Below are 18,504 nucleotides of genomic sequence, written 5' to 3' on the forward strand. Positions count from 1 at the left end.
CACACCCGCATCCCGTGAAAGGTATGTTCGTGCGCCGTACCCGGATCACGGCCCTGGCTACGCTCGCCCTGGTAAACGTGTTCACGCTCGCCGCGGGGCTGGTCGTGGCGCACATGCTGCCGCCGCGTCTCGCACGGCTGCATGTCCCGCTGACCGCCGCGGCGCCTGTAATCAAGGCCACATCGGTACTGGCCCCCGCGGGGACGGCCGGGGGCCAGGCGCAGGCCGCCGGGATGCCCACCGCCAAGGGACTGCTCGACATGCTTTCTGCGGCGCTGCCCGCGGCCGATACCGGCGGAAACGTCGGCATTGAGGTGGCCGACGCGGCGTCCGGGCGAGTGCTCTACTCGGCCAACGCGACCGCGACCGCCACCCCCGCGTCCACCACCAAGGTGCTGACGGCGGTGGCCGCGCTCGCCGCGCTCGGGCCCGACGCGCGCTTCAGCACCGTCGTCCGCCAGGTTGGCGGCAGCATCGTGCTGGCGGGAGGCGGCGACCCCACGCTGGCCGTGCATGGATACCCCTCCTCCGATTACCCGCAGCCGGCCACTCTCGCCCGGCTCGCGACGAGCACCGCTAAGGCACTCAAGTCACAGGGGCACCGGTCCGTCCGGCTAGGGTATGACACCTCGCTGTACACCGGGTCCGACATGGCGGCGGGATGGACCTACGGGCTGGTCTCCACGGGAAATGTCACACCGGTCGTCTCTCTCGAGGTCGACCAGGGACGGCTGACGACCGGCGGCGAGCCTCAGGACAAGGACGACCCGGTGAACTTCCGGCCGCGGACGACCTACCCGGCGGGCATGGCCGCGAGCGCATTCGCCGCGCAGCTAGAAAAGAACGGCATCACCGTCACCGGCGCACCGGAGCGGGCCACCGCGCCGGCGTCCGCCCGGGTGCTCGCGCGCGTCAGCTCGCCGCCGCTTGTCCAGATCGCCGAGCAGATGCTGCTCGAGTCGAACAACGTGATCGCGGAGAACCTGGCGCGGCACGTGGCGATCGCACTCGGCATGCCCGCCACGTTCACCGGCGCGGCCGCCGCCGAGGTCCGCGAACTGCGGCGGCTTGGCATCACGACGCCGGTCAGCCTGGTCGACGGCAGCGGCCTGTCGCCGCAGGACGGCATCGCGCCGCAGACCCTGGTGCGCGCGATCGCGGTCGCCGCGCGCACGCCGAGGCTGTCGGGCGCCATCACCGGCCTGCCTGTCGCCGGCTTCAACGGGACGCTGTCCAAGGGCGGCAGCGTCTTCGGCGGAATCGGCGGCATCGCCCGCGGGTCGGCGCGCGGCGTCGTGCGAGCCAAGACCGGCAACCTGGCGACCGTGGCGACGCTGGCGGGCCTCGCCTACGACAAGGACGGCAGGCTGCTGTTTTTCGCGATCATGGCACCCCAGGTGCCGACCGCGCTGCAGCTGCAGCAGGCGGCAGACGACATCGACGCGGCGGCCGCCGGGCTCGCCACGTGCGGCTGCCGCTGACGCGACACCGCGGGCGCACGCGGCAGGCGCGACACGGCAGGCACTGGGTGGCCTCTGCCACTCACTCCGGCGAGCACGTACGGTAGGAACGTGAGCAGCGCACAGATGATCGACTGGGACACCGCGATCTCCACCGGCGTCCGGTTCGCCAAGCAAGGGCCTCAGGTAAGCCTCGCGGACGCCCGCGCGGTGGTAGCGGAACTGCGCGGCCTGACCGCCGTTGTCCAACAGCCAGTACGCGAGGTGACCGGGCTGACCAGCCAGGGTTCCGTCGGGCCGGTCGCCGTGGTTGACAGGCCGGGCTGGATCAGGGCGAACGTGGGCGGGTTCCGGGTGGTGCTCGAACCGCTCGCGGAAAAGCTCGCCGAGCGCGGCAATGCCGTGCCCGCGGCGGGTTCCGTCATCGGAACGGTCGGCTCCCGGGTCACCGGCGCGCAGGCGGGCCTGATCCTGGCTTACCTCTCTTCCCGCGTGCTCGGCCAGTACGAGCTGTTCCTGCCGCCGGGCGAGGGAGGCGGCACGCCGTCCGCCAACGGACTCAACGGCGCGGCGGCGAACGGCAGCTCCCCGGGTGTCGGCCGTCTCACCCTTGTCGCGCCCAACATCGTCATGGTCGAGCGCGATCTCGGCGTCGACCCGCACGACTTCAGGCGCTGGGTCTGCCTGCACGAGGAGACGCACCGGGTGCAGTTCACCTCGGTGCCGTGGCTGCGCGGCTACGTCCAGGGCATGATGACCGAGTTCCTGCTCGCCTCCGACCTGGACCCGGGCGCGATCATCGACAGGCTGCGGTCGGCCGCGGGCGCGGTCGCGGGCGCGGTGCGCGGCGGCGACGGCGAGAGCCTCGTCGAGGCGATGCAGACGCCGGCTCAGCGGGCGCTGCTCGACAAGCTGACCGCCGTGATGACCCTGGTCGAGGGGCACGGCGACTACGTGATGGACGCGGTGGGGCCGCAGGTGGTCCCGTCGGTGGCCGAGATCAGGGAGAAGTTCTCGCAGCGGCGCGGCTCGACCGGCCGGATGGAGCAGATCCTGCGCCGCATTCTCGGCATCGACCTGAAGATGAAGCAGTATGAGCAGGGCTCGCAGTTCGTCGCCACGGTGGTGGCGGAGGCGGGGATGGACGGGTTCAACAAGGTGTGGACCTCGCCGGATACGCTGCCCACCCGTGCCGAGATCAGCAACCCGCGCGAATGGCTTGAGCGGGTCGCCTGACCGTGGGCGGCGCCCTGTCCCCGGCCGTGGCCTCGGTGCGCAACGCGGTACGCGCCGCGGTTGACGGCCTCGCGCCCGGAGACCTGGTGCTCGCCGCCTGCTCTGGCGGCCCCGATTCGCTGGCGCTCGCCGCCGCGCTCGGCTTCGTGGCACCGCGCGCTGGCCTGCGGGCGGGGGCGGTCACCGTCGATCACGGCCTGCAGCCGGGCTCGGCGGACCGTGCGGCGGAGGTGACGGCGGCGCTGCGCGGCCTCGGCCTCGACCCGGTGCGCGCGGTGACCGTGACCGTCGACGGTCCTGGAGGCCCGGAGGCGGCGGCGCGCGCGGCCAGGTACACCGCGCTCGAGAAGGCGGCGGCGGACCTCGGCGCGAACGCCGTCCTGCTCGGCCACACCCTCGACGACCAGGCGGAGACGGTTCTGCTCGGGCTCGCCAGGGGCTCGGGACCGCGGTCGCTCGCGGGCATGCCGGCGCGGCGCGGTATCTTCCTGCGGCCGCTGCTCGGCGTGCGCCGGACGGTCACCGACGCGGCGTGCGCGGCGCTCGGCCTCAGCCCGTGGACGGACCCGCATAATTCTGACCGCCGGTTCGCCAGGGTCCGGGTCAGGCTCGACGCGCTGCCCGCGCTCGAGGACGCGCTCGGTCCCGGAGTGGCGGAGGCCCTGGCGCGGACCGCCGGCCAGCTGCGGGATGATGCGGAGGTGCTGGAAGAGATCGCAGACGCCGAACGGGTTCGTGGTGACTCCCCACTGTCCGCAGCCTCGCTCGCGGCGCTGCCCGCGGCCGTGCGGACCCGGGTGCTGCGCTCGGCTGCCCTCGCGGCGGGGTGCCCGGCGGGTGCGCTGACCGCGGCGCACGTCGCGAGCATCGAGGAACTGGTCACCGCCTGGCACGGCCAGCGCGGTGTTGACCTACCGGGCGGCGTCCGGGCACAGCGCCGGTCCGGCCTGATTCTCTTCGGCTGAATTGTTTCCGACTGGCAGTGCTTTCGACTGGCCTGTGACTTGATGAAGGGAGCGGGAACGTGGACGCTGGTGACATGGGGCCCGCGCTGAAAGAGGTGCTCATCACCGCCGAGCAGCTCAGCAAGCGGACCGAGGAACTGGCCGCGCAGATCGACGCCGATTACGCCGGCCGCGAACTGCTGCTCGTCGGCGTGCTCAAGGGGGCGGTCATGGTGATGGCCGACCTGGCCCGCGCCATGCACCTGCCGGTGCAGATGGACTGGATGGCCGTGTCGTCGTACGGCTCGGGCACCAAGTCGTCCGGCGTCGTCCGCATCCTGAAGGACCTGGACGCGGACATCAGCGGCAGGCACGTGCTGATCGTCGAGGACATCATCGACTCCGGCCTGACCCTGTCCTGGCTGGTGGGCAACCTCAAGTCGCGTGATCCCGCCTCCGTTGCGATCGCCGCGATGCTGCGCAAGCCGTCATCGGCGCAGATGGACATCGAGGTGGCGTACACCGGATTCGACGTGCCCGACGAGTTCGTGGTTGGCTACGGGCTGGACTACGCCGAGCGCTACCGTAACCTTCCTTTCATCGGGACGCTGGCCCCCGAGGTGTACGGGGGGAACACATCCCGCTGAAGAAAGCGTTGATGTACCGTCAGGTAATCACTGTGCGTTGTGCACGGTCGGCCTTGCGGGCCGGCGGTGTGAGGGAATAAAGCATGGCACGCAGGCAGTGCCGCCGGTGGTCGGCGGGACGTGAGGCTGGTCAGGAGGGAACGGCCCCGGGCCGAGGGGGTCGCTCACAATGGAATTGAAGCGTTTTTTCCGCGGACCGCTACTGCTGGTGCTGCTTGCGGTGCTTGTCATCACGATCACCCTGGGCTGGGCCAACTCCGGTAGCAGCTACACACAGAAGGACACCGGGCAGATCGTCCAGATGATCCAGAAGGGTCAGATCAAGTCCGCCGTCCTCACTGACAAGAACCAGACGATCCAGGTCACCGCGAATGACGGCAAGCAGTACGAGGCCGACTTCATTAACGGCCAGGGCATCCAGCTGCAGAACCTGCTGCAGTCCCAGTACGACAAGGGACAGTTGCCCGGCGGCTACGACGTGCAGATCCCCAAGTCGAGCGCGCTGCTTTCGATTCTTGAGACGTTCATTCCTTACCTGATCATCGCGCTGTTCTTCTTCTTCCTGCTCAGCCAGATGCAGGGCGGCGGCTCCCGGGTGATGAACTTCGGCAAGTCGCGGGCCAAGCTGATCACCAAGGACACGCCGAAGACCACCTTCGCGGACGTGGCCGGTGCCGACGAGGCCATCGAGGAGCTCCAGGAGATCAAGGAGTTCCTGCAGAATCCCGCTAAGTTCCAGGCGATCGGCGCGAAGATCCCCAAGGGCGTGCTGCTCTACGGGCCGCCAGGAACCGGCAAGACGCTGCTCGCCCGCGCGGTCGCGGGCGAGGCTGGCGTCCCGTTCTACTCGATCTCCGGTTCCGACTTCGTGGAGATGTTCGTCGGCGTCGGCGCATCCCGCGTCCGCGACCTGTTCGAGCAGGCGAAGGCGAACGCTCCGTCGATCGTGTTCGTTGACGAGATCGACGCCGTGGGACGGCACCGTGGCGCGGGCCTCGGTGGCGGGCACGATGAGCGCGAGCAGACGCTGAACCAGATGCTCGTCGAGCTTGACGGCTTCGACACCAAGGGCGGCGTGATCGTGATCGCCGCCACCAACCGGCCGGACATCCTCGACCCGGCGCTGCTGCGCCCGGGCCGCTTCGACCGGCAGATCGTCGTGGCCCAGCCGGACCTGACCGGGCGTAAGGGCATCCTCAAGGTGCACGCGCGCGGCAAGCCCATCGCACCCGACGCGGACCTGGACATCATCGCCAGGCGAACCCCCGGCTTCACCGGCGCGGACCTGGCCAACGTGATCAACGAGGCGGCACTGCTGACCGCGCGCACCAACGGCAAGCAGATCCACATGGCCGCGCTCGAAGAGGCCATCGACCGCGTGATGACCGGACCCGAGCGCAAGAGCGTGCTGCTGTCGGAGAAGGAACGGAAGCTGATCGCCTACCACGAGGGCGGCCACGCCCTGGTCGGGCACGCGATGGCCAACGCCGACCCGGTGCACAAGGTCACGATTATTCCCCGCGGCCGGGCACTCGGCTACACCATGGCGCTGCCGACCGAGGACAAGTTCCTCACCACCCGCGCCGAAATGCAGGACCAGCTGGCGATGCTGCTCGGCGGCAGGACCGCGGAGGAGATCATCTTCCACGAGCCGACTAGCGGCGCGGCCAACGACATCGAGAAGGCGACGCAGATCGCCCGGGCGATGGTCACCGAGTACGGCATGAGCGAGCGGCTCGGCGCGCGGAAGTTCGGCAGCGGCGACGCGGAGCCGTTCCTCGGCATGGACCGCTCGCACGCCAGGGACTATTCCGAGGAGATCGCTTCGGCGATCGACGAGGAGATCAAGCGGATGATCGAGGCCGCCCACGATGAGGCGTGGGAGGTGCTCGTCGAGTACCGCGACGTCCTCGACAACCTGGTGCTCCAGCTACTTGAGCACGAGACGCTCTCCCGCAAGCAGGTGCTCGAGGTGTTCGCCCCCGTCCAGAGGCGCTCAGTGCGCGGCACCTACACGGGCTACGGCAAGCGGCTGCCGTCGGACCGGCCGCCGGTCATGTCGCCGAAGGAGCTTGCGCTATCCGCGAGCTCAGGTCTCGACGGCATCCCCGGCCCGGCGAACGGGCAGGCGCTCGGCTACGGGCTTGACGGCGGCTCGTCAGAGAACGATTAGGGCGTGGCGATGAGCGATAAGCCTGTGGCTGACCAGTTCGAGCTCGATCGGCCGCAGGCGGGGCGGCTGTCCCCTGGCTCCGCGACGGGGCCCGTCGATCAGGCGCGGATCGAGCACGCGGTCAGGGAGATCCTGATCGCGGTCGGCGAGGACCCGGAGCGGGACGGGCTCGCGGACACGCCCGCGCGCGTCGCGCGGATGTACGCCGAGCAGTTCGCCGGCCTGCGCCAGCGTCCCGAGGACGTGCTCACCACCGTCTTCGACTCCGAGCACGACGAGATCGTCCTGGTGCGGGATATCGAGATCTACAGCATGTGCGAGCACCACCTGGTGCCGTTCTTCGGCAAGGCGCACATCGGCTACATCCCGAACGAGAAGGGCGAGATCACCGGCCTGTCCAAGCTGGCCAGGCTGGCGGACGTCTACGCGCGGCGGCCGCAGGTGCAGGAGCGGATGACCTGCCAGATCGCCGACGCCCTGATGCGGATCATCGAGCCGCGCGGCGTGCTAGTGGTGCTCGAGTGCGAGCACCTGTGCATGTCCATGCGCGGCGTGCGCAAGCCGGGCGCCAAGACCGTGACCTCCGCCGTTCGCGGCATCTTCCGCAAGGAGGCGCGGACCCGTGCCGAGGCGATGTCGCTGCTCTTCGGAAATAGGTAGCAGAGCGTTAATCCGGAGGTGTCCTCCGTATTTGGCCCGGCCGATATGTCAGGGTTTAATCGGGCTGTGACGGGGCAGCGGAAAACGGCGCTTATTGAGCGAACCGAGTGGGTTGTCCTGTCCGTATTATTAATTGCCGACTTGTCTTTACTAGTCGTTAGTCCATCGGGGAACCCTTGGGGGTACCGTGTGTGGGGAACGTGCAGTGGCGGCACACCGCCGTCCCGCGCGGTGCGACGTTGCCGTGGGATTTAGGAAAATTCTCAGCGGATCCGGGAAGCGGCACATGGCGGGACGGTCATGACTACGCTGCTGCACCGTGATCCGGGGCCTGACAAGAGATTGCACATGACCGAGAGTACTTCCGCCGAGCGCTCGGACCGGGACATCAAGCCCGGCCCGCCGGCCATCAAGAGCAGCACGCGGCTGACCTGGATTCCCGTGGTCGCCGCCCTGCTCACCTTTCTCATCGGCGTATCCGACGTACTCGCGGTATTCAAGCCCGACTGGCATGAACGGCTGCACAAGTTCAGTGAGGTAGTGCCGGGGTCGCTAACCAACGCCGCGCGCGCCTCCGACGTCATCATCGGCCTGCTGCTGCTCATGCTGGCCAGGGGATTGCGGCGACGCAAGCGGTCGGCGTGGCAGGCGGTAATCGCGCTGCTCGCATTCAACATCGTCGTTCACTTCCTGCATTTCCCGCACCTGCTCTCGATCTCCGCATTCGTGGGAATCGTCCTACTTGGCGTCCTGCTCTGGCGGCACGGCGACTTCTACGCGGTCGGCGACCCGCGGTCTCGGCGTACCGTGCTCCAGGTCTTCGTCGTCCTCGTCGTGATGGACTTCGCCATCGGACTCGGCTATCTGGCGGTGGGCCCGCTCGCCGGGACCTACACATTCACCGAGCGGTTCCAGGACGTGCTTTACGAGTTGTTCGGCGTCTACGGGCGCGTCCAGTGGGCCGTGGACGGGCGCGCCGACCTGTACCACATCCTGACGAGCGCGCTTGGCGCGTTCACCCTGGTCGCCACCATCTACCTGTTCCTGCGCTCGGCCAAGCCCAGGGCGCGCCTGGCCGCGGCGGACGCGGTCCGCATCAGGGACCTGCTCAACCGGTACGGCGACCGCGATTCGCTCGGCTACTTCGCGCTGCGCGACGACAAGAGCGTGATCTGGTCGGCGTCGGGCAAGGCGGGAATCTGCTACCGCGTGGTGGCGGGCGTGATGCTCGCCTCAGGCGATCCGCTCGGCGATTCCGAGGCATGGCCAGGCGCCATCAGCGCGTTCCTGACCGAGGCGGAACGCCACGCATGGCGGCCCGCCGTGATGGGGTGCAGCGAACTGGGCGCCGAGGTGTGGTGCAGGGAGGGCGGTCTCACCGCCCTCGAGCTCGGCGACGAGGCGATCGTCAACGTGGGCGAGTTCAGCCTCGCCGGACGCCAGATGCGCAACGTCAGGCAGATGGTGAACCGCGTCGCCAAGAACGGGTACGCCGCGGAGGTCCGCCGGGTCGGCGACATACCGCGGCCGGAGCTCGACGGGATCATCAGGGAGGCGGACCTGTGGCGGGGCACTCAGGTCGAGCGGGGATTCTCCATGGCGCTCGGCCGCCTTGGCGCTCCTGGCGACGAGGCCTGCGTCCTGGTGACCGCCAAGGAGAACGGGGTGCTCCGGGCCATACTGCACTTCGTGCCCTGGGGCAACGACGGGCTGTCGCTCGACCTGATGCGGCGCGACAAGACCGCGCAGGCGGGGCTGAACGACTTCCTGATCGTGGAGGCCATCAAGGCCGCGCCCGCGCTCGGCATCAAGCGGGTATCGCTCAACTTCGCCATGTTCCGCGCCGCGCTCGAGCGCGGCGAGCGGATCGGCGCGGGCCCGGTGCTCAAGGCCTGGCGCGGGCTGCTCGTCTTCCTCTCCCGCTGGTTCCAGATCGAGTCGCTGTACAAGTTCAACGCGAAATTCTCCCCGGTGTGGGAGCCGCGCTTCTTTGTCTTCCCCGGTGGCAGGGACGCGCCGCGCATCGCGTTCGCCGCTCTCGAGGCCGAGGCCTTCCTGGTCTGGCCGAGGCTCGGGATAAGGCGGCACGCCAGGCGCGCCGCTCGCGCCCTGGGAATCGGCAAGCTCAGGCGCCGCGTTCACCAGCGCAGAGAACCCTAGCCCGGGGGGACGATCCCCTCGTTCACGGCCGCGGACTGGCTAACATTCCCGTTATGGTCAATCTGCCTGGTCTCGCCGGGGCACCGCCGGCCGGCCGATGCCTGGTCATGGGTGTCGTGAACGTCACGCCCGACTCGTTCTCCGATGGCGGGCAGTGGTTCGGGGCCGCGGCCGCCATCGAGCACGGCCTCGAGCTCGTGGCGCAGGGCGCGGACATCGTCGACGTCGGCGGCGAGTCGACGCGGCCAGGCGCGCAGCGGGTGCCTGCCGACGAGGAACTTCGCCGGGTGCGGCCGGTCATCACCGAGCTGGTCAGGGCGGGCGCCGTCGTCAGCATCGACACGATGCGCGCCCAGGTGGCCGAATGGGCGCTTGAGGCCGGCGTCAGCCTGGTCAACGATGTCAGCGGCGGACTCGCCGACCCGTACATGCCCAGGCTGGTGGCGAAGGCGGGCACACCGTACGTCGTGATGCACTGGCGCGGGCACAGTCATGACATGCAGACCAGGGCGATCTACGCCGACGTGGTGCGTGAGGTGCACGACGAACTGGCGCAGCGGGTGGAGGCGGTGATCGCGGAGGGCGTCGAGCCGTCGCGTATCGTGCTCGACCCCGGCCTCGGGTTCAGCAAGAATCCGGCCGCGTCGGGTCCTGAGGCGCACAACTGGCAGCTGCTCGCGAGTCTCGGCGAGCTGTCCAGCATCGGCGGCCGTGACTTCCCCGTGCTCGTCGGCGCATCCCGCAAGCGCTACCTCAGCAAGTTGTTCGACGACGAGGGCGCCAGCAGGCCGTTCCTGGAGAACGACGCGGCGACGGCCGCGATCACCGCGCTGTCCGCGGCGGCCGGGGCGTGGTGCGTGCGGGTGCACCAGGTGCCCGCCAACGCCGACGCCGTCCGGGTTGCCGCCGCCTACCGCTCTGCACAGCGGTCATGAACGGGGAGCAGCGGGCCGCGGTGCTCGCTCTGGGCAGCAATCTCGGCGAACGGCGGGACATCCTCCAGGGGGCGGTGGACGCCATCGAGCGGATTGACGGCGTCCGTGTGGTGGCGGCCTCACCCGTTTACGAGACCGCGCCGGTGGGCGGGCCGCAGCAGCCGGACTACCTGAACGCCGTGCTGCTGGTCACCACCAGCCTGCCGTCACGCGAGCTGCTTGACAGGCTGCATGAGGTGGAGGCGGCGTTCGACCGGGTTCGCCTGGTGCGCTGGGGGCCGCGCACCCTCGACATCGACATCATCACCGTGGCGGGCGAGCGCAGCGACGACCCCGAGCTCACTTTGCCGCATCCGCGGGCACACGAGCGCGCCTTCGTGCTCGCGCCGTGGCATGACGCCGAACCGGACGCGGTGCTGCCGGGACACGGCGCGGTCGCGGACCTAGCCGCCGCGGTCGGCCAGGCGGGCATCCGCCGCTCCGCTGTCCCTCTCGTGCTACAGGAGGCTGGATCATGAAGCCCACCCGGCCATGGACACTCGGCGTCATCCTGGTGATCGCCGCCGCCGTGACCTGGGCGGTGCTTACCGCCGTGTACGCCAGGCTGCCGCCGCTCACCTGGACGGGCGTGCCCGCCCTGCTCATCGCCGCGGGCGCGGAGGCCTGGATGGGCCGTGACCTGCGGGCACGCATCCAGGGAAAGCGCGGGACACGGCCCGCGCCGCCGCTGTTCGTCGCGCGGATGGTCGCGCTCGCCAAGGCCAGCTCACAGACTGCCGCGCTGCTCGCCGGGATCTGCGCCGGGTTCATGATCTACCTGTCGGGGATGGCGAGCGCCCCGACGCCGCGCGATGACCTGGTCGACGCCAGCCTTTCGTTCGGCGCCTGCATCGTGCTGCTGGCCGCGGCGCTCTTCCTCGAGTACTGCTGCCGGGTGCCGAAGAAGCCCGACGGTCACGACGATGAGGTGCCGCCCCCGCCACACCAGTCCCCGTACCACCCCTAGCCGCTGCATCACCTCAAGCCTTCTGGCACACAGGGCCAATTTATTCGGGATCTGTGGCACACAGGGTCGGCTCTATTGGCGCTGTGTGCCACAGAGCCAATTCGATCTGGCTCTGCGGCGACGACGAGAGAGGGCGGAGCAGCACCGGGCGGGTGGCTATCCTTGTCAGGGCGTTGCCCAGGCGTGAGGGGCCAGGGTAAGAGGGCCCGGCTATGAGGGGGCTGTCCGGTACTTGTGGAGACTGGAACGAGCGAGCATCCGGCTCGGCTGCGGATAGGGATCATCGGCCCCGGGCGGGCCGGGACCGCGCTGGCGCGCGCGCTCGCGCGGGCCGGCCACGAGATAACCGCCGCCGCGGCCGTCTCTGAGCCATCGCGCCAGCGGGTCGCCAAGCACTTTCCGCGGGCCAGGCTCACCGAGCCGGCGCGGGTTCTCGCAGACGCGGACCTGGTGCTGCTGACCGTTCCCGACGACGTGCTCGGCGGTCTCGTCGCGGGGCTCGCAGCCACCGGGGCGCCGTTCGCCGGCCGGCTTATCGCGCACGCGAGCGGCGCGCACGGCATCCGCGTCCTGGACCCCGCCACCCGGGCAGGCGCGCTGCCGCTTGCGCTGCACCCGGTGATGACGTTCACCGGCCGGGAGGACGACGTTGACAGGATCAAGGGCGTCTGCTTCGGCGTGACCACCCCGGAGCCGCTGCGGCCTGCAGGCGAGGCACTGGTGATCGAGATGGGCGGCGAGCCGGTGTTCATCGACGAGGAGAACCGCTCGCTGTACCACGCGGCGCTCGCCTTCGCCGCCAACCACCTGGTGACGCTCGTCGCTGAGGCCGCCACCCTGCTACGGGACGCCGGAGCTGAGGCGCCCAACCGGATGCTCGGGCCGTTGCTCGGCGCGGCGCTCGACAACGCACTGCGGTTCGGCGACGCCGGGCTCACCGGGCCGGTGGCCCGCGGCGACGACGGCACCGTCGCCGCGCACGTGGCCGCCATCGCGGCCGCCGAGCCGGGCGCACTCCCCGCCTATCTCGCGCTCGCGCGGCTGACCGCGGACCGGGCGCTCGCCGCGGGCATGCTCAGCGCGAGCGACGCGGAGCGGCTGCTCGACGTACTCGGAGACCAACGATGATCATCGCAAGCACCCGCGCCGAGCTCACCGCCGCGCGGGAGAAGCTGGGGGCACCCCTCGTGCTCGTTCCCACCATGGGTGCGCTGCACGACGGGCACCGCGCGCTGCTGCGCCGGGCAAGGGAACTCGCCGGACCAGGCGGCGCGGTGGCGGTTTCCATCTTCGTGAACCCGCTCCAGTTCGGCCCCAACGAGGATCTGGACCGCTACCCGCGCACCCTCGAAGACGACCTCGCGGCCTGCGAGGCCGAGGGCGCGGACCTGGTATTCACTCCCGGGGTCGGCGAGATGTACCCGCAGGAGCAGCTGGTCACGGTCGATCCAGGGCCGCCGGGCGAGATCTTCGAGGGCGAGTTCAGGCCCGGGTTCTTCCGCGGGGTGCTCACCGTGGTGATCAAGCTGTTCAGCCTGGTCCGTCCCGACATCGCCGTCTTCGGGCAGAAGGACGCGCAGCAGCTGGTGCTCGTCAGGCGAATGTCCGCCGACTTCGGGCTCGGCATCGAGGTCGAGGCGGCCCCGACGGTGCGGGCCGCGGACGGGCTCGCGCTGTCGAGCAGGAACAAGTACCTGTCCGAGCAGGAGCGGATGGCGGCGCCGGCGCTGTACCGGGCACTGTCGGCGGGTGCGGCTACCGCCGGCGGTGGTCCGCGCGCTGTGCTTGACGCCGCGGGACGGGTGCTTGCCGACGAGGGCGCCCTCTTCGCCGTGGACTATCTCGCACTGGCCGACGCGCGAAGTTACGAACCCGTTCGGGATGATGAAGATTTTCACGGGCCTGCCGTGCTCGCCATTGCCGCGCGAATCGGAAGCACCCGGCTTATCGACAATGTGGTTATCGAATTCGGGACGGAGCGGCATGCTGCTGGCGATTGACATCGGGAACACCAACATGGTGCTCGGCGTGTTCAACGGGGACACGATCATCGAGCACTGGCGGATCGCCACGGTGCCCGACAGGACTGCGGACGAGATCGCGGCGCTGCTGCACGGACTGCTCGCGCAGTCGACCGTGGTCAAGGAGACGGACCTTGACGGGATCTCGCTGTGCTCCACGGTGCCGTCCGTGCTGCACGAGATGCGGGAGCTGTGCCGCAGGTACTACCCGAAGCTGCCTCTGGTGATCGTGCAGCCTGGCGTGAAGACCGGGGTGCCGATCCGGATGGACAACCCCAAGGAGGTCGGCAGCGACCGGATCATGAACTCGCTCGCCGCGGTGCACCTGTACGGCGGGCCCGCCATCGTGGTGGACTTCGGCACCTCGACGAACTTCGACGCGGTCAGCTCGAAGGGCGAGTTCGTGGGCGGTGCGCTGGCGCCGGGGATCGAGATCTCGGTGGACGCGCTGTCGCGGCGCGCGGCGCAGCTGCTCAAGGTCGAGCTGACCAGGCCGCCGCGGGTGGTCGGCAAGAACACGGTCGAGGCGCTCCAGTCGGGGATCGTGTACGGGTTCGCCGGGCAGGTGGACTGGATCGCGCGGCTGATGGCAGCGGAACTGTCACCTGAAGACCCGAGCGCCGTCACGGTGATCGCTACCGGCGGACTCGCGCCGCTGGTGATCGGCGAGGTGCCGTTCATCGACGCGCACGAGCCGTGGCTCACGCTGATCGGCCTGCGGCTGGTCTGGGAGCGAAACCACGGCGCGGGCGCGCGGGAAACCGATGTGACCGCAGCGAGCGATCCCCGGTAACCTTCGGTCGTGGTTGCTGACGACAACATTCCTGAGCAGGTACGTGTCCGGCTGGAGAAGCGTTCCCGGATGCTTGAGGCGGGCATCGAGCCGTACCCGGTGAGCTACCCGCGCACCGCCAGCATCGCCGAGGTGCGGGCCAGGCACGGGGCGCTCGCCGCGGACACCGCCACCGGCGAGACCGTGGGCGTGACGGGACGGGTGATCCTGTTCCGGATTGGCGGGAAGCTGTGTTTCGCGACACTGCGCGACGGCACAGGGGACATCCAGGTGATGATCTCGCTTGCCAAGGTGGGCGAGGAGGAACTGGCCCGGTGGAAGCGAGACGTCGACCTCGGCGACCACGTCGGCGTGACAGGCGAGGTGATCACCTCAAGGTCGGGTGAGCTCTCCGTGCTAGCCGACTCGTTCGCGATCACCGCGAAGTCGCTGCGGCCGTTGCCGGACAAGCACGCCGGTCTCACCGACCCAGAGTCGAGGGTGCGGCAGCGGTACGTGGACCTGATCATCAACCCGCGCGCCAGGCAACTCGCGGAGATGCGCTCCGCGGTCGTGCAGTCAGTGCGGTCCACCCTGATCTCCCGCGGGTTCCTCGAGGTCGAGACGCCGGTGCTCACCGGCCTGCACGGCGGCGCCAACGCGCGGCCGTTCATCACCCACGGAAACGCGTACGACTCGCGTCTCTACCTGCGCATCGCGCTTGAGCTCTACCTGAAGCGCCTGGTCGTCGGCGGGATCGAGTCGGTATTCGAGATCGGCAGGATCTTCAGGAACGAGGGCGTGGACACCACGCACAACCCCGAGTTCACCATGCTCGAGGCGTACCAGACGTACTCGGACTACAACGGGATCGGCGAGCTCACCCAGACGCTGGTGCAGAACGCGGCGGTCGCCGCCTTCGGTTCCACGGTGATCCGCCGTGCCGACGGTTCCGAGTGGGACATCGGCGGGCAGTGGCGGTCGCTCACGGTGCACGAGGCGATCTCGCTGAAGCTCGGTGAGGAGATCACGCCGGACACCGAACTGCCCGCGCTGATCGCCTACTGCGAGAAGTTCGACATCCCGCTCCAGCCGTCGTGGGACCGGGGCCAGGTGATCCTGGAGATGTACGAGCGGCTAGTGGAGAAGCAGACCGTCGAGCCGACGTTCTACCGCGACTTCCCCGTCGAGGTGTCGCCACTGACCAGGCAGCACCGCAGCGAACCGCGGCTGGCGGAGCGCTGGGACCTGGTCACGTTCGGGACCGAGCTCGGCACCGGCTACTCGGAACTGGTGGACCCGGTGGTGCAGCGGGAGCGGCTCACCGCGCAGTCTCTGCTCGCGGCGGGCGGCGACCCGGAGGCGATGGAACTCGACGAGGACTTCCTGCTCGCCCTGGAGTACGCGATGCCGCCGTCGGGCGGCATGGGCATGGGCATAGACCGGCTGATGATCATGCTGACCGGCGAGAACATCAGGGACACGATCCTGTTCCCGTTCGTCAGGCCGGGCGGTTAAGCCTTCGTCTCGCTCGCCTGGGCCTCGCGCCTGAGCCCGGTTCACGGGCTCAGGCGATGCTCGCGGGCTCAGGCGATGCGGACGGCGCCCACGTAGGAACTCCACCAGATTGGCTCGACCCGGACGACCGCCCCGGTGTCTGGCGCGTCGAGCATCAGGCCATTGCCGACGTAGAAGCCGACGTGGCCGATGTCGGCACCGAAGAAGACCAAGTCGCCGGGTTCCAGGTCGGCCTGCGACACGTGCATGCCGGAGTTCCACAGCGACCCGGTGTAGTGCGGCAGCGAGATGCCTTCCTGGGCGAACGCCCACACGACCAGGCCCGAGCAGTCATAGGAGTCCGGGCCGGCGGCGCCCCAGACATAGGGCTTGCCGCGCTGCGACAGCGCGGCCCGCAGCGCCGTGGTGCCGACGGTGGTGGCCTCCGGCAGCACTACGTCGGGGTAGGAGCCCGTCTTCTCGAAGATGGCCATCGCCTGCGTCATCGCCGAACTGTTCAGCAGGGCGAGCTTGGCGTGGATGGTCTTGACCTTGCTGTTGATCTCCGACTGGAGCTGGGCCGCGGTGGCGATCTGCTCCTTGGCCGTCACCTGCGCACGCGCGGCGGCGATCTGCTCCTTCTGCAGCGTGCTCAGCCGCATGCCCGCCTCGGCGTTCAGCTGCTCGACGGTGGACGCCTGACCGAGAATATGCTCCGGGTTGCCGCTGGTGAGCATCTGGAGTGTGAGGTCCATCCCGCCGTTCATGTAGCCCATGGCGGCGAGCTGGGCGACGGCCTTCTGGCTGCCCTCCATCGCCCGCTGGGCCCTAACGGCTGCCAGCTCCGCGATGCGGACCTCGGACTTGGCATGGGTCAGCTGGATGCGCAGTCCGTCATACTGCTGGCCCAGCGAGTCGACCTCGTTCGTCAGCTTCTTCGCCTGCGCGACCAGCTGGGTGAGGGTTGGCTGGGAGCGGACCGTCTGCGCATCGCTTGCGCCGCCCTGCAGCAGGACGGCCACGGTGGCCGCAGCTACGGCTAGCGGCACTACTCGCCGAGAGACTATACGCACGTCGATGGACGATATTAGATACAGATCCCGCTCACCACCGACTCGGGAGAAGTTTTGCCATTCTGACGGTGCAACCGTTCCGTCGCGCCGATTGCCTGATTGTGGTAAGGGGCCCTTGCGGAGACGCCGCGTTGTGACGGACTGATCGCCGGGCGAAACATTTTCTGTGTTCCCGCGCCGATACCCAGCGTTGCCGCGCGATTGTATTTAAGCGCTACAGTGATGCCGCGATGGAGTACATAGTGAGGCATGCGCGCACCAGAGACGTACCGGTAATCCGGCGGCTGATCGATGAGAACGTCGCCTCTGGACGGCTGCTCGACAAGCCCACGGTGAATCTTTACGAGGACATCCTGGAGTTCACCGTCGCCGAGGCCACCGCGGACGGCGCCGTTGCCGGATGCGGCGCGCTGCACGTTATGTGGGACGATCTGGCGGAGATCAGGACGGTCGCGGTCGACGAGCGCAGGCGTGGCGCGGGCATCGGGCACCTCATCGTGGATGAGTTGCTTGACCGCGCCAGGGACGTTGGCGTGTCGCGCGTTTTCGTGCTCACCTTCGCCGTGCCCTTCTTCGCGAGTCACGGTTTCACCGAAATCAGTGGCACGCCGGTGGCGCCTGAGGTGTACGCAGAGTTGCTCCGCTCTTACGACGGCGGCGTGGCGGAGTTCCTTGACTTGGATCGCGTGAAGCCGAACACACTCGGAAACACCCGGATGCTGCTTCGACTGTAATCGGCAATCCGGCCCGCCCCGCTCGCCGCGGCGTGCCGCGTTCGCGGCCGGGCCGGCGTATGCAGTGGCGGCACCCGGCGGCCAACAGGCCGCCATGCGGCTGCGGGTACAGTGCATTACATGTTGCAGGATCTCGCCGCGCTTGCCGCGCCGGCGATTGTCTGTGCCGCCTTTCTGGTCGGCGCGTGGGTACTCGTGCGCAAGGAACTGGCGCCAAAGCGCCGACAGCGCAGCCGAGAGGCAACGGCAAGTGCGGAGCGCAGCCAGGACCGCCAGCAAGGCGGAAGCTGACATTTCGTCGCATCTGAGCATTTTTTCTCTAGAGTCGGCTTGGGCTATACGCACTTGCGTACGGCAGCTTGCGCCGGCGTTCTCGTGAGTTTGCACACATCCGCGTCCACGTCTGGGCGATATGCCAAGTGTGTGTGCATTGTTCGATACGTCACTTAGCCGGCACAAGATGTGAACCTTCCCGAGCGGGTGGCCCGTCATGCAGTTCGCGCTCGCCTATCGGCGTCGCGGAAAGTGCGTACCCGTGAATTGTCTGGGTCAAGACCTGGGTATATGTTTAGCATCCGAAAATGGTCTCTCCGCGGAAGGGCTGAAACTTCATGGCGCAGAAGGTACAGGTGCTACTGGTCGACGACCTCGACGGTAGTGAGGCAACTGAGACCGTGAGCTTTGGACTCGACGGTGTCGCCTATGAGATCGACCTGAGTTCAGGCAACGCGGGCGCGCTGCGCACCGAACTGGCCCAGTATGTGGAACACGCACGCAAATCCGGTGGCGCACTGGTTCGCCGCCGTCGGCAGCGCAACGGGGCCGGGCGCGAGCAGAGCGCACGAATCCGCGAGTGGGCCCGGTCTCACGGGCACAAGGTGAATGAGCGCGGCCGGATCCCCGCGAACATCGTTGCCGAGTACGAGGCGGCGCACTAGACGGCAATCCGGCTCTCTTCTTCCGGGATAGACCATACGGCGGACCGCGATTCCACCTCCTGCGCCAGTCGCCACGCTCCTCCCGGCTTCTCGCCGCGAGGCAAGTCAGGTCGCCGGTCCGTGGTCCGGAGGCGGTCCTCCCCTCCGGTCACCGACTGCCCGGCGCCGCACGCGGCCGTTCCCGCAGCAGAACCCCTGTTCGCTGGGGGCGTAGCCAGCCCCGTTCGCTGGTGGCGTACTTGGAACTA

Annotated in this window: 18 protein-coding genes; 17 read left to right on the top strand and 1 reads right to left on the bottom strand. The window is 68.8% G+C overall.

Translation table 11 applies throughout. From position 1 onward, the window contains the following. The first annotated feature begins 23 nt into the window (after positions 1 to 23). The 14 genes from dacB (at position 24) to lysX (ending at position 15,532) form a co-directional block, all read left to right on the top strand. Positions 24 to 1,481 (top strand): D-alanyl-D-alanine carboxypeptidase/D-alanyl-D-alanine endopeptidase, encoded by a 1,458-nt coding sequence (gene dacB / locus EAS64_RS39380; RefSeq protein ID WP_145861722.1) that lies wholly within the window; start codon positions 24 to 26, stop codon positions 1,479 to 1,481. Between the two features lie 105 nt (positions 1,482 to 1,586). After that, positions 1,587 to 2,696 carry a zinc-dependent metalloprotease gene (locus EAS64_RS39385; RefSeq protein ID WP_145861860.1) on the top strand — a complete coding sequence of 370 codons (1,110 nt, stop codon included), beginning with the start codon at positions 1,587 to 1,589 and terminating at the stop codon, positions 2,694 to 2,696. Positions 2,697 to 2,698: 2 nt separating this feature from the next. Next, positions 2,699 to 3,661, top strand: coding sequence for a tRNA lysidine(34) synthetase TilS (tilS, locus tag EAS64_RS39390; RefSeq protein ID WP_246116090.1), 963 nt, complete (start codon positions 2,699 to 2,701; stop codon positions 3,659 to 3,661). A gap of 59 nt (positions 3,662 to 3,720) precedes the next feature. After that, positions 3,721 to 4,287, top strand: a complete 567-nt coding sequence (gene hpt / locus EAS64_RS39395) for a hypoxanthine phosphoribosyltransferase (RefSeq protein ID WP_145861724.1) — start codon at positions 3,721 to 3,723, stop codon at positions 4,285 to 4,287. Between the two features lie 169 nt (positions 4,288 to 4,456). Beyond that, positions 4,457 to 6,460 (top strand): ATP-dependent zinc metalloprotease FtsH, encoded by a 2,004-nt coding sequence (gene ftsH, locus EAS64_RS39400; RefSeq protein ID WP_145861726.1) that lies wholly within the window; start codon positions 4,457 to 4,459, stop codon positions 6,458 to 6,460. 9 nt (positions 6,461 to 6,469) lie between these two features. Continuing rightward, positions 6,470 to 7,120, top strand: a complete 651-nt coding sequence (gene folE / locus EAS64_RS39405; RefSeq protein ID WP_145861728.1) for a GTP cyclohydrolase I FolE — start codon at positions 6,470 to 6,472, stop codon at positions 7,118 to 7,120. 348 nt (positions 7,121 to 7,468) lie between these two features. Beyond that, positions 7,469 to 9,280 carry a phosphatidylglycerol lysyltransferase domain-containing protein gene (locus tag EAS64_RS39410; protein ID WP_187366509.1) on the top strand — a complete coding sequence of 604 codons (1,812 nt, stop codon included), beginning with the start codon at positions 7,469 to 7,471 and terminating at the stop codon, positions 9,278 to 9,280. 53 nt (positions 9,281 to 9,333) lie between these two features. Next, positions 9,334 to 10,215 carry a dihydropteroate synthase gene (gene folP / locus EAS64_RS39415; RefSeq protein WP_246116091.1) on the top strand — a complete coding sequence of 294 codons (882 nt, stop codon included), beginning with the start codon at positions 9,334 to 9,336 and terminating at the stop codon, positions 10,213 to 10,215. Then, on the top strand, positions 10,212 to 10,733 hold the full coding sequence (gene folK, locus EAS64_RS39420) for a 2-amino-4-hydroxy-6-hydroxymethyldihydropteridine diphosphokinase (protein WP_145861732.1): 522 nt from the start codon (positions 10,212 to 10,214) through the stop codon (positions 10,731 to 10,733). Before folP ends, folK begins: the two co-directional genes overlap by 4 nt. Further along, positions 10,730 to 11,221, top strand: a complete 492-nt coding sequence (locus tag EAS64_RS39425; RefSeq protein ID WP_145861734.1) for a DUF3180 domain-containing protein — start codon at positions 10,730 to 10,732, stop codon at positions 11,219 to 11,221. Before folK ends, EAS64_RS39425 begins: the two co-directional genes overlap by 4 nt. A gap of 234 nt (positions 11,222 to 11,455) precedes the next feature. Beyond that, positions 11,456 to 12,349, top strand: a complete 894-nt coding sequence (locus EAS64_RS39430; protein ID WP_145861736.1) for a Rossmann-like and DUF2520 domain-containing protein — start codon at positions 11,456 to 11,458, stop codon at positions 12,347 to 12,349. After that, entirely contained in the window at positions 12,346 to 13,221 is an 876-nt protein-coding gene (panC, locus tag EAS64_RS39435; protein ID WP_145861739.1) for a pantoate--beta-alanine ligase, read from the top strand. The genes EAS64_RS39430 and panC overlap by 4 nt, the downstream gene beginning before the upstream one ends. Beyond that, entirely contained in the window at positions 13,205 to 14,035 is an 831-nt protein-coding gene (locus EAS64_RS39440; protein ID WP_145861740.1) for a type III pantothenate kinase, read from the top strand. The genes panC and EAS64_RS39440 overlap by 17 nt, the downstream gene beginning before the upstream one ends. 69 nt (positions 14,036 to 14,104) lie before the next feature. After that, positions 14,105 to 15,532 carry a bifunctional lysylphosphatidylglycerol synthetase/lysine--tRNA ligase LysX gene (gene lysX / locus EAS64_RS39445; protein WP_246116104.1) on the top strand — a complete coding sequence of 476 codons (1,428 nt, stop codon included), beginning with the start codon at positions 14,105 to 14,107 and terminating at the stop codon, positions 15,530 to 15,532. A gap of 68 nt (positions 15,533 to 15,600) precedes the next feature. Here the strand turns inward: lysX and EAS64_RS39450 are convergent, their stop codons facing one another. After that, entirely contained in the window at positions 15,601 to 16,584 is a 984-nt protein-coding gene (locus tag EAS64_RS39450; RefSeq protein WP_246116092.1) for a C40 family peptidase, read from the bottom strand. Positions 16,585 to 16,814: 230 nt separating this feature from the next. Here EAS64_RS39450 and EAS64_RS39455 point away from each other — a divergent pair, with 230 nt between their 5' ends. The 3 genes from EAS64_RS39455 to EAS64_RS39460 all read left to right on the top strand — a co-directional run bounded on the left by EAS64_RS39455 (position 16,815) and on the right by EAS64_RS39460 (position 18,256). Continuing rightward, positions 16,815 to 17,318 (top strand): amino-acid N-acetyltransferase, encoded by a 504-nt coding sequence (locus EAS64_RS39455; protein ID WP_145861744.1) that lies wholly within the window; start codon positions 16,815 to 16,817, stop codon positions 17,316 to 17,318. 120 nt (positions 17,319 to 17,438) lie between these two features. Then, a complete protein-coding gene (locus EAS64_RS44240) occupies positions 17,439 to 17,609 on the top strand; it encodes a hypothetical protein (protein ID WP_187366510.1) in 171 nt (56 codons plus the stop codon). Between the two features lie 320 nt (positions 17,610 to 17,929). Further along, positions 17,930 to 18,256: a histone-like nucleoid-structuring protein Lsr2 gene (locus tag EAS64_RS39460; RefSeq protein ID WP_145861746.1), complete on the top strand. Its 327-nt coding sequence runs from the start codon at positions 17,930 to 17,932 to the stop codon at positions 18,254 to 18,256. Positions 18,257 to 18,504: the final 248 nt, after the last annotated feature.

The sequence above is a fragment of the Trebonia kvetii genome, from assembly GCF_007827045.1.
GTDB lineage: Bacteria > Actinomycetota > Actinomycetes > Streptosporangiales > Streptosporangiaceae > Trebonia > Trebonia kvetii.

What these genes read in the sequence shown, in the direction of transcription:
- EAS64_RS39425 (WP_145861734.1), top strand. Translation starts at nt 10,730, where the DNA reads ATGAAGCCCACCCGGCCATGGACACTCGGCGTCATCCTGGTGATCGCC.
- ftsH (WP_145861726.1), top strand. Translation starts at nt 4,457, where the DNA reads ATGGAATTGAAGCGTTTTTTCCGCGGACCGCTACTGCTGGTGCTGCTT.
- EAS64_RS44240 (WP_187366510.1), top strand. Translation starts at nt 17,439, where the DNA reads ATGTTGCAGGATCTCGCCGCGCTTGCCGCGCCGGCGATTGTCTGTGCC.
- dacB (WP_145861722.1), top strand. Translation starts at nt 24, where the DNA reads ATGTTCGTGCGCCGTACCCGGATCACGGCCCTGGCTACGCTCGCCCTG.
- EAS64_RS39410 (WP_187366509.1), top strand. Translation starts at nt 7,469, where the DNA reads ATGACCGAGAGTACTTCCGCCGAGCGCTCGGACCGGGACATCAAGCCC.
- EAS64_RS39440 (WP_145861740.1), top strand. Translation starts at nt 13,205, where the DNA reads ATGCTGCTGGCGATTGACATCGGGAACACCAACATGGTGCTCGGCGTG.
- folP (WP_246116091.1), top strand. Translation starts at nt 9,334, where the DNA reads ATGGTCAATCTGCCTGGTCTCGCCGGGGCACCGCCGGCCGGCCGATGC.
- EAS64_RS39455 (WP_145861744.1), top strand. Translation starts at nt 16,815, where the DNA reads ATGGAGTACATAGTGAGGCATGCGCGCACCAGAGACGTACCGGTAATC.
- folK (WP_145861732.1), top strand. Translation starts at nt 10,212, where the DNA reads ATGAACGGGGAGCAGCGGGCCGCGGTGCTCGCTCTGGGCAGCAATCTC.
- folE (WP_145861728.1), top strand. Translation starts at nt 6,470, where the DNA reads ATGAGCGATAAGCCTGTGGCTGACCAGTTCGAGCTCGATCGGCCGCAG.
- panC (WP_145861739.1), top strand. Translation starts at nt 12,346, where the DNA reads ATGATCATCGCAAGCACCCGCGCCGAGCTCACCGCCGCGCGGGAGAAG.
- EAS64_RS39385 (WP_145861860.1), top strand. Translation starts at nt 1,587, where the DNA reads ATGATCGACTGGGACACCGCGATCTCCACCGGCGTCCGGTTCGCCAAG.
- lysX (WP_246116104.1), top strand. Translation starts at nt 14,105, where the DNA reads ATGCTTGAGGCGGGCATCGAGCCGTACCCGGTGAGCTACCCGCGCACC.
- EAS64_RS39460 (WP_145861746.1), top strand. Translation starts at nt 17,930, where the DNA reads ATGGCGCAGAAGGTACAGGTGCTACTGGTCGACGACCTCGACGGTAGT.